Origin of the sequence: Streptomyces uncialis, assembly GCF_036250755.1 — a bacterium.
Lineage (GTDB): Bacteria > Actinomycetota > Actinomycetes > Streptomycetales > Streptomycetaceae > Streptomyces > Streptomyces uncialis.
Genome location: NZ_CP109583.1, coordinates 7,102,364 through 7,114,656, shown reverse-complemented (window position 1 = coordinate 7,114,656; position 12,293 = coordinate 7,102,364). Strand labels below are relative to the sequence as shown.

The following is a 12,293-nucleotide window of genomic DNA, read 5'->3' as shown; positions in this document are numbered from 1 at the left end:
TGCGGGGTGGACCGGCCGGAGGAACGGAACTCATCGGCGGGGGCGAAGAATGTCGCGGGCGGTTTGGGTGACCCGCCGTCAGACGGCTCCCGCGACCCTCCGCATGGGGGGCAGCAGACGGACGGGGGGACGGTTTACCGGGGATACGAGGGCGGCTACCGAGACGTGCGGACGGCTCACCGGGACGCGGGGACGGCTCACCCGGGGCCACGAGGGCGGCGCGGACCGGCATCCAGGCGCCCCCCGCGCACAACGGAACGCCCCTCCGTACGCGCGGGCGCCCGCTTTCGACACCGTGCGCCGGAAGGGCGTTTGACGAGCGGTCAGCCTCCCGTGGGAGCGGACGCCCGGGTGACCAGGTCACCGGGGTCGGTGTTGGCGCCGCACAGCACCACGCACACCCGCTCGCCGTCCCCCACGGGGTACGCCCCGGTGCGCACTGCGGCGTACGCGGTGGCCGCCGCGTGCTCGACCGCCAGCCGCCGGTCGTCCCACAGCAGTCGGCGCGCGGCGACGATCTCCTCGTCGGGGACCAGGACCGGGACGCAGTCCGCGAGTCCGGCCCAGCGGACCGCTTCCCGGGAGACCTGACGGGCGCCGAGGGAGTCGGCGGCGACGGAGTCGACGGTCACGTCGACAGGGTGCCCGGCCGCGATCGCCGCGTGCAGGGCACGGGAGTTCTCGGGCTCCACGGCGACGACCCGGACGCCGTGCGCGTGCGCCGCGGCGGCGACACCGCTGAACAGCCCGCCCCCGCCGACGGCGACGACGACGGTGTCCAGCTCGGGCAGCGCGGCGTGGATCTCCTCCATCAGGGTGCCCGCCCCGGCGGCGATGTACGGATTGTCGTACGCGTGGGACAGCAGCGCCCCGGTGCGGGCGGCGAAGTCGCGGGAGGCCTCGAAGGCCTCCGCGTACTCCTTGCCCACGAGGTGCACGGTGGCGCCGAGGGAACGCAGCCGGGCGACCTTCACCTCGGGCGCGGTCTCGGGCAGGAACACGGTCGCGGGCACCGAGCAGCGGTCGGCCGCCCACGCGCAGGCGAGCCCCGCGTTGCCGCCGGAGGCGATCACCACTCCGGCGGAGGGCATGGTGCCCGCCGCCAGATGGGCGGTGGTGAAGTTGATCGCGCCCCGTGCCTTGAACGAGCCCGTGTGCTGGGTGAACTCGTACGCGAGATGGAGGCCCTCGACGATGTCGTCGGGGGCGACGGTGACCGGGCGGGTGTGCCCGGCCGTCCGCCCGGTCGCGGCCCGCACATCGGCGTGGTCGATCGTTTCGTGGTCACCGGTCATGAGGTCGATGGTATGTGCAGCCGGTCGGGTCGAGAGGCACGGGTCGGCGGCCCCGGCTCGCGGATCACGCACCTCGTCTCACGGACCATGGAGCGCCCGCCGCGGGTTCCCGGACCGCCGGTCACGGCCCGCGTTTGTCCGGTCACCGGAAAACCCGATGCGGGAACCGGGCAGGACATCGCATGATCGGACACATCGGCTTCCGACCCCTGACCTGGGCGGAAGCCGTACGAACGACAGATCCCACCGAGGAGCCCCATGATCCGCCGCCTCACCGTCCCGTCCCTCTTCACCCCGCCCACCTACTCGCACGCCTCCATTGTCGAGGCCGGCACCCGGCTGGCGTTCCTCGCCGGGTCCGTACCGCTGGACCCGGCGGGGGAACTGGTCGGAGCGGGCGATCCCGTCCGGCAGGCCGAGCAGGTCGTCGCGAACCTCACCGAGCAGGTGAAGGCGGTCGGCGGTGTCCTGGAGGACGTGGCGTACACCGATGTGTACGTGGTCACCGATTCCCCGGACGTCCTCACCGAGGTCTGGGAGGTCGTCCAGGCGAGCGGTCTGAGCCAGGGCCCGCACTCCTCGACGATCATGGGTGTGACCTGTCTCGGCTACGAGGGCCAGCTCGTGGAGATCACGGCGACGGTCGCGGTGGCCGGCGACTGACCTCCAGGGCGCGGCGTGTGCCGACCGGACCGGGGGACCCGGCTCGGCACGCGGCGTGCCCAGCGCCCCCGCGTTCGGCAGGACGGAAGGCCGGCCCGTCCGCGGTCGGTTACCCCTTCCGTAGCCGCGCGGCTCGCGGCGCGGCCGGTCGGCTCACGACCCGCTGCCGCTCAGCTCGCGACCGACGCCACATCAGCTCACGGCCACCGGCACGTCAGCTCACGACCGCGCCCACGGCCACGAACCCGCAGATCAGCACCGCGAGAATCGCGAGCAGCGGCCAGACGAACCGCAGATAGCGGTTGTACCCGACCTTCGCGAGGGCCACCCCGCCGATGGTGACCGCGGTGGTGGGCACCCACAGGTTCATCCAGCCGCTGGCCGCCGCCCACGCGGTGACGACGACGGCGCGGGACACCCCGGCGAAGTCGGCGAGCGGCGCCAGGATCGGCATGGCCAGCGTCGCGTGCCCGGAGCTGGAGGGGATCAGGAACGCCAGCGGCAGATCCACCAGGAAGACGATCACCGCGAAGAGTCCCGACGAGGTGCCCGCCACGATGCCCTCGATGGAGTGCAGCACGGTGTCGGTGATCTGCGAGTTGTTCATGATCACGGTGACCCCGCGGGCGAGGACGATGACCAGCGCCGGGGAGATGAAGTCGGCCGCGCCTTGGACGACGGTCGCGCTGAGGGCCGGTTCCCCCATCCGGGCGACGATCCCGACGAGCACCGCGGCCACCAGGAACAGCGCCGCCAGTTCCGGGAAGGACCAGCCGAGCTCCCAGCCGTACGGGGTCGCGTCGGCGCGGCCGGTCAGCGCGCTGGACCAGGGCACCACGGAGAAGATCATGAACGAGAAGATCAGACACGTCAGTACCAGGACCGTCCGGTGCAGCCGCGTCAGTTCCGGGGCCGGTCCGCCGTCGTCCCCGGTGGCGATCTGTTCGCGGTCGCCCGGCAGGAACCCCGACAGCGACCGGCCGGGGTCCCCCAGCACCCGTCGCGCGTAGCGGACGACGTATCCGATGGTCACCGCCGTGAGGACCACCCACATCACGAACCGGAGCACGATGCCGTCCCCCAGGGAGATCCCGGCGGCGGACGAGGCGACCCCGGTCGAGAACGGGTTGACGGTGGAGCACAGCACCCCGACCCCGGCGCCGAGGATGATCGTGCCGACAGCGGTCATCCGGTCGTAGCCGAGGGCGAGCATCAGCGGCACGATCAGCCCGTAGAAGCCGAGCGTCTCCTCGGCGAACCCCTCGACCGTGCCGAGCACCGAGAAGACGAGCATGATGCCCGCGATCAGCAGCGACCCGCGGCTGCGCAGCCGGTGCGCGAGCCGCTCGATACCGCGTTCCAGCGCGCCCGTGGCGAAGACGACGGTGATGAACGCGCCGATCGCGAGGATGAAGAGGAACACCCCGGCGCTGCCGTACAGCTCTCCGCTGAAAGTCGGGCCGACCTGCCCGGAGCCGGGGTCGAGGATGCCGTAGAGGCCGTTCACCGGGGCGAGGAACAGATCGTTCAGCCGGTCGGTGAGGCTTTGCGATGTGTCGACGCGATGGTAGGTGCCCTGGACCGGGGCTCCGTCGTCGTCCCGGTCGTAGGTCCCGGGCGGGACGAGGAAGGCGAGGGCCCAGACCCCCAGCGTGACGAGGACGAGCACGGTGAGCGCGCTGGGGAACACGAACCGGCAGCCGGGTTCCCCGGTGGGTTCCCGGACCGGGGTGTCCGTACCGCTGCCGCTCACCCGGGAGCCCCGTCGGCCCCGGCGGTGGCTTCGGCCCGCATGAGCGCTCTCCCTCCGGCCTCGCCCGCCGGGTGCGCTCCGGCCGGGACGCCGGTCCGCCGGGCGACCGGCTGCCAGGATTCCCGGCGGGACACGGGGACGCATCCGGGGTGGGCCGCTCGGGCGGATATCACGCGGCGTCCACGGCGGGGCAGGCTCTAGGGTCGTGTCATGGCTCCTGACGCGGTGGTGGACGTGATGACGGCCGGTGGACCGGCCGACCGGGTGGACCGGACAGGCTCCGCCGACCCGACGGACCCGGTGCACGGGGACAATTCGGACGGCTTCCACGGGGACGAAGAGGACATGGCCGACGGGGACGGGTCGGACGCGGCCGACGCCGTGGGCAGCGGACCGGCCGGGCGTACGGTCGCCCCCGACCCCTCGCAGGGCAGTGTGCGGGTGGACGTCTGGATCTGGTCGGTCCGGCTCGTCAAGAGCCGTTCCCTCGCGGCGGCGGCGTGCCGGGGCGGCCATGTCCGGGTGAACGGGGAGCGGGTGAAACCGGCCTACGCGCTCCGGGTCGGGGACGAGGTCCGGCTGAAGCACGCCGGGCACGAGCGGGTGGTCGTCGTGAAGCGGATCATCCGCAAACGGGTAGGCGCCCCGGCGGCGGTCGAGTGCTTTCTCGACAACAGCCCGCCGCCCCCGCCCCGGGAGGCGGTCGCCCCGGCCGGTGTACGGGACCGGGGTGCCGGACGGCCCACCAAGCGGGACCGCCGGGAGATGGATCGGCTCCGGGAGGCCGGGGGCGTGGGCATCACCCGGGGACCCGCGGAGCCGGACGGCTTCGCGGCGGCCGGTTCCGCCGGGGCGGAGCGTGGGGACCGTGGCTCCCGGGCCCGTACCTCCCGGCGCGGCGACACCACGCGCGACAGCGGTGACGGCCGCCACAACCGCCGCGACCGCCGCCGCTGACCCCACGGCGGTACGCGCCGGGTGCCGCCCCACCCGAAGCCACCCGGAACCCCCGGTACGTGACGGGGGCCCGGCGCTGGAGCAGCCGGGTACGTGGCGCGGGGGCCCGGCGGTGGGGTGTCCGATACGTGACGAGGAGCTCGGCGGCGGGGTGGCGCGTACGTGACGAGGAGCTCGACGGTGGAATGGTTGGTACGTGGCAGGGGCCCGGCGTGGGGTGGCTCGCGGCCAGACCGGTCTCAGGCGGTGGGGACGGCCCGCACCCAGGTCCCGTCGTCCGTGAGGTACCGGTCCACCCTCAGCCCGGACTCCGCCAGAGCCGCCTCGAACGCCTCCCGGGTGAGGGCGCGGCTCAGGAATCTCTGCCGCCACACGGTGTCGGGGAACACATATTCCGCCCGCATCAGATCCACCCCGTCCCCCGCGGGCTCGGAGCTCATCCGTACGGTGAAACCGGCCGGGTCGACCCGCTCGTACGGCAGCCGGGCCCGCTGGTCCAGGGGCTCCCGCTGGATGATCACACAGCCGTCGTCACCGATATGGCGACGGCAGGTGTCGAGCAGTCCCCGGCGTACTCCTTCGTCCCCGGCGTGGACCAGGAACGACGTCAGTGTCACCGCGTCGAACAGCTCTCCCAGCTCCAGGCTCTCGATGGGGCTGCGGACCGTACGCGCGCCGCGGACCCGCTCCAGCATCTCCGCGGACTCGTCGACGGCGGTCACGGTGAAGCCGCGCTCCACCAGGGGTCCGGTCATCCGCCCTACCCCGCAGCCGAGTTCCAGCAGCCGGGCCGCCTCCGGTACCGCCGCGGCGATGATGTCGGGCTCGCCGTAGAGCGGCAGCCGCGCGTACACCTCCACCGAGCAGCCGTCCGGAGTGATCGCCCCGGGTCCTGATCCGTCGTATCCCTCACGCATCCAAAGGCTCATACCGGCCCAACGAACCAGCCCGTCACGGCGGTTCCCGGTCCGTACGAGCGGAACGCGTCAACCTCCCACGCTCAGACGGGCAGTGACCCGGCGCCGTCCCGCAGCGGGAACCAGCCCCGCCCGAAGTGCCAGTGCCCCCCGGACCGCAGATGGTCGCCGATCGCCCGCTCCATCGTCGTCCGCCGCGGCAGCTCGGACAGCGGTACCACCTCACCGAAGACGAAACGGATCGGACCCTCGTCGTCCGGTTCCGGATCGAGGGGGGCGGGTCTGAACCGCCGCTGGAACGCGACGATGTTGGAATCGGCCGGCAGATACGCCCTGAGCTGCGGGTCCAGCAGCCAGGAGGCGCACATGGCGACCTGGTGGTCCTCCTGCGGATAGTGGCGCGGGAAGAAGGCGCGGGCCAGCTCCAGCGACCGCTCGACCGCGTCGGGCGACAGTGGTCCGAGGAAGTCGGGGATGTGCAGATCCAGGGCGGGGGCGTCGGGCCCCGGAGCCGCACCGGCCGCCGTCACCAGGGGCGCGAGCTTCTCCGTGAGCACCGTGCGCTGGAACTGGAGCCGCCCCAGCTGGTACAGCTCGCCTCTGAAGTGCAGCGAGGGCCAACGGGGCGTCGACAGTCCCGTACGGCCGTGCCGTCCGCGGTGGAGGGCGATCTGCCGGCCTAGATCGGCGAGGGTGCGCCGGGACACCTCCGGGTCGACGCCGTGGCGCCGGTGATGGGCCAGGGCGTGCGGCAGCGCCGCCAGGTACACGAAGACCGGGAAGCAGCGGCCCAGCGGATCGTCGACCGGTGGGGTGCCGGGCCCGATGGCCGCACCGGGCTCGTCGGGCCGGTGGAGCAGCCCGCTCAGCGCGCGGTCCAGCAGCCATCGCCACTGCGGTTCCCGATCGAAACGACGGCGCAGGGCGACCAGCTCGTTGACCGACTCGTGCGGCACCGCGAGGTCCAGCAGGATCTCCGGCAGCTCCCCGGCCTCCGGCAGCACGGCCGTCAGCCGTGCGACCTCCGGCCGCTCCAGCTCCGCCAGCCAGCGCGCGCCCCACTCGTCCGCGCGCACCGCCTCCACCACCGGGCCGCCCCCGTCCTCGGCTCCCATGATCGTCCCCCGTCCGACGGTCCCCGTTGTCGCACTGGGAACGCGCCACGGCCAGCGGAAGTGCCCGGCCGGTGTGCCGGGCGTCCGTCGCCCGGGTGCCCGCCGCGCCGGGAACAGAGGTACGTTGCAGTCAGGAGTGATGAGCGTGATGCGTACGGGCAGTGAACCGATGACCGCGCGCAGTCCCCTGCGTATGCGGTTCTGGCTGAGCCTGTGGGGGATGATCTGGGCGGTCGCCGGGACGGTGGCCTTCGTCCTGATCGGTCATCCCGGCTGGGCGGCGGCCTGCGCCACCCTGTGGCTGATCACCGTCGTCGACATGGTCGTGGTGGTCCGGCACATCCGCCAGGGCCCGCACTTCCAGCCCGGCCGGGACATCCCGCCCTACCAGCCGCCGTCGGACCGCTGACGCGCCCGGTGCCGGTCGGGACCGGGGCCCGGTCAGTCGTCGAAGTGGGCCGCGGCCAGGTAATCGGGGTTGGGATCCAGCGCGGCGGCGAGCCGGAAGTGCCGTACGGCCTGCTCGGGGCGGCCGGCCCGCTCATAGGTGCGGGCCAGCGCGAAGTGCGCGAAGGCGTTGTCCGGCTCCCGCTCCAGCACGATCGTGAACTCCAGCTCCGCGGGCCTCAGCTGGGCCGCGGCGAAGAAGGCACGCGCGCGCAGCAACCGGGCCGCGGTGTTCTCCGGGTGGGCGGCGATGACCGGGTCGAGGAGCTTCACGGCTCCCCGGGGGTCACGCGCGGCCAGGAGGTGTTCGGCGGCGCGGAAGTCGATGACAAGAGTTTCCGGCGTACGTCGGGTTGATCCGCTGCGCTCGGGCACGACCCATTCCTTCCCCTCGCTCCCCGCTTCAACGCCCCTCACGCGCGGGCATATTCCCGGCGGCCGGTCCGCGCCGGAGTGCGCGGGCACACCGGCCGGGGCGGGCCCCGGCGGTCAGCCGGACTTCATGGTGGCACGCCGCAGGAGTTCGGCCCAGACCTCCGTCACACGCGCGCTCAGCTCGCCGCGGGGTACGTCGTTGTCGATCACGATGTCGGCGATGGCCAGCCGCTGGGCGCGGGTGGCCTGCGCGGCCATCCGCGCGCGGGCGTCCGCCTCGGTCATGCCGCGCAGCCGTACCAGCCGGTCGAGCTGGGTGGCGGGGCTCGTGTCCACCACGATCACCAGGTCGTACCGGTCCTGGAGGCCGTTCTCCGTGAGGAGCGGGACGTCCTGCACCACGACCGCGTCGTCGGGGGCGGCAGCCTTCAGCTCCGCGGAGCGAGCACCGACCAGGGGGTGCACGATGCCGTTGAGGACGGCGAGCCGGTCGGCGTCGGCGAAGACGATCGCGCCCAGGGCGGGGCGGTCCAGCGAACCGTCCTCGGCGAGCACCTGCTCGCCGAAGGCGTCGACGATGGCGGCCAGCCCGGGGGTTCCCGGCTCGACCACTTCCCGGGCGATCCGGTCCGCGTCGACAAGGACCGCGCCGTGCTCCACGAGCAGCCGCGACACCTCGCTCTTCCCGGCGCCGATACCCCCGGTCAGGCCCACAGTCAGCATGCCCGCAGCTTAGGCCCTGCCCCTGGACGCCCGACGGCCACCCCGCGCGCGGGGTGGCCGTGAGGAGGGTTGCCGGGCGGGGTCAGCCGTCGCCCTCGCGTTCCGCGAGGAAGCGCTCGAACTCCAGGCCGATCTCGTCGGCGGAGGGGATGTCGGTGGGTTCCGCGAGCATGTTGCCGCGGCTCTCGGCGCCGGCCGCCGCGTCGTACTGGTGCTCCAGCCCCTGGACGAGGGCGACCAGTTCCTCGTCGCCCTCCCGGATCTGCCGGTCGATCTCGTTCTGGGTGCGGTGCGCCTCGGTGCGCAGGGAGTGCGCGATGCTCGGCAGGACCAGGCCGGTCGCGGAGGTGATGGCTTCGAGGACGGTGAGGGCCGCGTCCGGGTACGGGGAGCGGGCGATGTAGTGCGGGACGTGCGCGGCGACCCCGAGGACGTCGTGGCCCGCTTCCATGAGGCGGTACTCGACCAGGGACTCGGCGCTGCCGGGCACCTGTGCCTCGTCGAAGGGGCTGCGGTGGCCGGGCACCAGGTCGGTGCGGCTGCCGTGCGGGGTGAGGCCCACGGGCCGGGTGTGCGGGACGCCCATGGGGATGCCGTGGAAGTTCACCGCGAGGCGCACACCGAGCCGTTCGACGATCTGCTGGACGGCGGCGGCGAAGCGCTCCCACTCGATGTCCGGTTCGGGGCCGGACAGCAGCAGGAAGGGCGCGCCGGTGGTGTCCTGCACCAGACGCACCTCCAGAGAGGGCACCTCGTAGGCGGTCCAGCGGTCACGCCGGAACGTCAACAGGGGGCGCCGTGCGCGGTAGTCCACCAGTCGGTCGTGGTCGAAACGGGCGACGACCTGGTGAGGCAGCGACTCCAGCAGCCGTTCGACGATCTGGTCACCGGCTTCCCCCGCGTCGATGTATCCGTCGAAGTGGTACAGCATCACCAGTCCGGCGGACTCCTGGGCGAGCGCCACATCGACGACGGCCAGGCCCTTCGGTTCCCAAGCGTACAAACCCTGCGGATCAAGCACAGCCGCTCCTCCTCGTGTCCCTCAGTCAGAACACGCTGCGGAGCGGAGGCATTCCCCGTCCGGCCGGTCGGCACCCGCTCGCTCATCCGTCCGCCCGGACACTCCTGGGTGGCATACCGGCCGGTCCGCACCCGCGACGGTGCCGACGGGCACGCGCGCGTAGTGGTTGTCCCCGGCGGGCGGCGGTGGAAACAGCGTCGGGCCCGCACCCCGGAGGGTGCGGGCCCGACAACATCAGCGACTAGCGCCTGAGGTCAAGCGTCAGCTCTGGCCACCGGCCAGCTTCTCGCGAAGCGCGGCGAGCGCCTCGTCCGAAGCCAGGGCACCGGAGTTGTCCGCGGACTCCGAGGAGTACGAACCGCCGCCACCGCCACCGCTGCCACCGGACGCGGCCGGAGCAGCGGCACTGTCGCCACCCTCGGCAGCGGCCTGCGCGTCGGCCTCGCGGGACTTGATGACCTGGGCCTGGTGCTGCTCGAAGCGGGACTGCGCCTCGGCGTACTGGCGCTCCCACTCCTCGCGCTGCTTCTCGTACCCGTCGAGCCAGTCGTTGGTCTCGGGGTCGAAGCCCTCGGGGTAGATGTAGTTCCCCTGGTCGTCGTACGACGCGGCCATGCCGTAGAGCGTCGGGTCGAACTCGACCGAGGCCGGGTCGGCGCCGAAGGACTCGTTGGCCTGCTTCAGCGAAAGGCTGATGCGGCGGCGCTCAAGGTCGATGTCGATGACCTTGACGAAGATCTCGTCGTTGACCTGGACGACCTGCTCCGGGATCTCCACGTGGCGCTCGGCCAGCTCGGAGATGTGGACCAGGCCCTCGATGCCCTCGTCCACGCGGACGAACGCACCGAACGGAACGAGCTTGGTGACCTTGCCGGGGACGACCTGACCGATCTGGTGCGTCCGGGCGAACTGCTGCCACGGGTCTTCCTGCGTCGCCTTGAGCGACAGGGAGACACGCTCGCGGTCCATGTCCACGTCGAGAACCTCGACGGTGACTTCCTGACCGACCTCGACAACCTCGGAGGGGTGGTCGATGTGCTTCCAGGAGAGCTCGGAGACGTGGACGAGTCCGTCGACGCCACCCAGGTCCACGAAGGCACCGAAGTTGACGATCGAGGACACGACGCCCGAACGGACCTGGCCCTTCTGGAGGGTGGTGAGGAACGTCTGGCGGACCTCGGACTGCGTCTGCTCCAGCCAGGCACGGCGGGACAGGACCACGTTGTTGCGGTTCTTGTCCAGCTCGATGATCTTGGCTTCGAGCTCCTTGCCGACGTACGGCTGGAGGTCGCGGACACGGCGCATCTCGACCAGGGAGGCCGGGAGGAAGCCACGGAGGCCGATGTCGAGGATGAGACCACCCTTGACGACCTCGATGACGGTACCGGTGACGATGCCGTCCTCTTCCTTGATCTTCTCGATGGTGCCCCAGGCACGTTCGTACTGGGCACGCTTCTTCGAGAGGATCAGGCGGCCTTCCTTGTCCTCCTTCTGAAGGACAAGGGCTTCGATCTCGTCACCGACGGCGACGACCTCATTGGGGTCGACGTCGTGCTTGATCGAGAGCTCGCGGCTCGGGATGACACCTTCGGTCTTATAACCGATGTCGAGCAGGACCTCGTCCCGGTCGACCTTCACGATGACGCCGTCGACGATGTCGCCGTCGTTGAAGTACTTGATCGTCTCGTCGATCGCGGCGAGGAAGGCTTCCTCGTTACCGATGTCGTTGACCGCTACCTGCGGGGTGGTTGCGGTGGTCTCGGTGCTGCTCGTCATGTGGGAAAGGGCTCCGGTACGGACATTGAAGTCGTAGGTACTGCTACGCCGGGAGCCGTTGTCGCTCTGAAGAAGCCGGACAGCCTGAAAGGCACGCCCCCGCTTCCCCGAAGGGACCCGGAAACACACCTCAAGAACCGAAAGGACATACAACAGACGCGAGCGCAGCCTGCTCTGTCTGAGGAGCGCAGGCTCGCAGCGCAACTTGTAGCATACGGGGGCAGCCGGACAGGGTCAATGCGCGAAGACGCACACCCGGGGCGGATCGCCGCATACCCGGCACAAGAACTGATCCGTGAGGCCGCGGCAGCCGTACCGCGCCTCATGCCGACGCGGCCGGAACGCGGGGCCCCCACGGCGGTTGGACGGAAGAGTACGACGAGGGAGCCGATCATCCAAGAGTCCGAACAGCCCGAACCGGAAGCCACCCGGCGTACCGTCTCGGGCACGGAGAGCAGCCGCGCGAACCGCGGCTGGTGGGACAGCAACGCCGACGAGTACCAGAGCGATCACGGCGCGTTCCTCGGGGACGACCGCTTCGTCTGGGGCCCCGAGGGACTGGACGAGGCGGACGCGCGGCTGCTGGCCCCGGCGGCCGGTCTCAAGGACCGGCGGGTGCTGGAGATCGGCGCGGGGGCCGCCCAGTGCTCACGCTGGCTGGCCGCCCAGGGGGCACTGCCGGTGGCGCTGGACCTCTCGCACCGGCAGCTCCAGCACGCGCTGCGGATCGGCGGCGACGGCGTGGCGCTGGTGGAGGCCGACGCGGGGACCCTGCCGTTCCGCGACGGCTCGTTCGACCTGGCGTGCTCGGCGTACGGGGCACTGCCGTTCGTCGCGGACCCGGTGGCGGTGCTGCGGGAGGTGCGCCGGGTGCTGCGGCCCGGCGGCCGTTTCGTGTTCTCGGTGACCCACCCGATCCGGTGGTCCTTCCCCGACGAGCCGGGCCCGGAGGGGTTGTCGGTATCGGCGTCCTACTTCGACCGCACGCCGTACGTGGAGCAGGACGAGGACGGCGACGCCGTGTACGTCGAGCACCACCGGACGGTCGGCGACCGGGTACGGGACGTGGTGGCCGGCGGATTCCGGCTGGTGGACCTGGTGGAACCGGAGTGGCCGCTGTGGAACCGGGAGGAGTGGGGCGGCTGGTCCCCGCTGCGGGGACATCTGATCCCCGGCACGGCGATCTTCGTGTGCGACCGGGACGACTGAGCCCCGGGAATCCGGCGGAGCCCGCCCGTCGCACGGCCGCCC

Annotated in this window: 12 protein-coding genes; 4 read left to right on the top strand and 8 right to left on the bottom strand. The window is 71.9% G+C overall.

Annotated elements, in window-relative coordinates; genetic code table 11:
- Nucleotides 1-323: 323 nt before the first annotated feature.
- Nucleotides 324-1,295, bottom strand: a complete 972-nt coding sequence (locus OG711_RS29745; protein ID WP_073790889.1) for a serine/threonine dehydratase — start codon at nt 1,293-1,295, stop codon at nt 324-326.
- Nucleotides 1,296-1,553: 258 nt separating this feature from the next.
- On the opposite strand from OG711_RS29745, the gene OG711_RS29740 reads away from it, so the two are divergent.
- Complete coding sequence (locus OG711_RS29740) at nt 1,554-1,958, top strand: RidA family protein (RefSeq protein WP_073790891.1); 405 nt, start codon at nt 1,554-1,556, stop codon at nt 1,956-1,958.
- A gap of 214 nt (nt 1,959-2,172) precedes the next feature.
- Here the strand turns inward: OG711_RS29740 and OG711_RS29735 are convergent, their stop codons facing one another.
- Nucleotides 2,173-3,711: a YfcC family protein gene (locus OG711_RS29735; RefSeq protein ID WP_329561566.1), complete on the bottom strand. Its 1,539-nt coding sequence runs from the start codon at nt 3,709-3,711 to the stop codon at nt 2,173-2,175.
- Nucleotides 3,712-3,921: 210 nt separating this feature from the next.
- On the opposite strand from OG711_RS29735, the gene OG711_RS29730 reads away from it, so the two are divergent.
- On the top strand, nt 3,922-4,668 hold the full coding sequence (locus tag OG711_RS29730; protein WP_329561564.1) for an RNA-binding S4 domain-containing protein: 747 nt from the start codon (nt 3,922-3,924) through the stop codon (nt 4,666-4,668).
- Between the two features lie 239 nt (nt 4,669-4,907).
- Here OG711_RS29730 and OG711_RS29725 read toward each other — a convergent pair whose 3' ends face one another.
- Both OG711_RS29725 and OG711_RS29720 read right to left on the bottom strand, forming a co-directional pair.
- Nucleotides 4,908-5,585 carry a class I SAM-dependent methyltransferase gene (locus OG711_RS29725; RefSeq protein ID WP_073790895.1) on the bottom strand — a complete coding sequence of 226 codons (678 nt, stop codon included), beginning with the start codon at nt 5,583-5,585 and terminating at the stop codon, nt 4,908-4,910.
- Nucleotides 5,586-5,668: 83 nt separating this feature from the next.
- Nucleotides 5,669-6,589 (bottom strand): acyltransferase domain-containing protein, encoded by a 921-nt coding sequence (locus OG711_RS29720; protein ID WP_329564135.1) that lies wholly within the window; start codon nt 6,587-6,589, stop codon nt 5,669-5,671.
- A gap of 259 nt (nt 6,590-6,848) precedes the next feature.
- Between OG711_RS29720 and OG711_RS29715 the strand changes: the two genes are divergently transcribed.
- Nucleotides 6,849-7,109: a DUF6343 family protein gene (locus OG711_RS29715; RefSeq protein ID WP_329564133.1), complete on the top strand. Its 261-nt coding sequence runs from the start codon at nt 6,849-6,851 to the stop codon at nt 7,107-7,109.
- A 32-nt stretch (nt 7,110-7,141) separates the two neighbouring features.
- Here the strand turns inward: OG711_RS29715 and OG711_RS29710 are convergent, their stop codons facing one another.
- The 4 genes from OG711_RS29710 to rpsA all read right to left on the bottom strand — a co-directional run bounded on the left by OG711_RS29710 (nt 7,142) and on the right by rpsA (nt 11,042).
- Complete coding sequence (locus OG711_RS29710) at nt 7,142-7,522, bottom strand: tetratricopeptide repeat protein (protein ID WP_073790897.1); 381 nt, start codon at nt 7,520-7,522, stop codon at nt 7,142-7,144.
- A 114-nt stretch (nt 7,523-7,636) separates the two neighbouring features.
- A complete protein-coding gene (coaE, locus tag OG711_RS29705) occupies nt 7,637-8,245 on the bottom strand; it encodes a dephospho-CoA kinase (protein WP_329561561.1) in 609 nt (202 codons plus the stop codon).
- 82 nt (nt 8,246-8,327) lie between these two features.
- Nucleotides 8,328-9,266 carry a PAC2 family protein gene (locus OG711_RS29700; RefSeq protein WP_099283446.1) on the bottom strand — a complete coding sequence of 313 codons (939 nt, stop codon included), beginning with the start codon at nt 9,264-9,266 and terminating at the stop codon, nt 8,328-8,330.
- Between the two features lie 261 nt (nt 9,267-9,527).
- Nucleotides 9,528-11,042, bottom strand: coding sequence for a 30S ribosomal protein S1 (rpsA, locus tag OG711_RS29695; RefSeq protein WP_073790903.1), 1,515 nt, complete (start codon nt 11,040-11,042; stop codon nt 9,528-9,530).
- A gap of 324 nt (nt 11,043-11,366) precedes the next feature.
- Between rpsA and OG711_RS29690 the strand changes: the two genes are divergently transcribed.
- The gene (locus OG711_RS29690) at nt 11,367-12,251 is read left to right on the top strand and encodes a class I SAM-dependent methyltransferase (protein WP_329564131.1); all 885 of its coding nucleotides are present in this window, start codon (nt 11,367-11,369) and stop codon (nt 12,249-12,251) included.
- Nucleotides 12,252-12,293 lie beyond the last annotated feature (42 nt).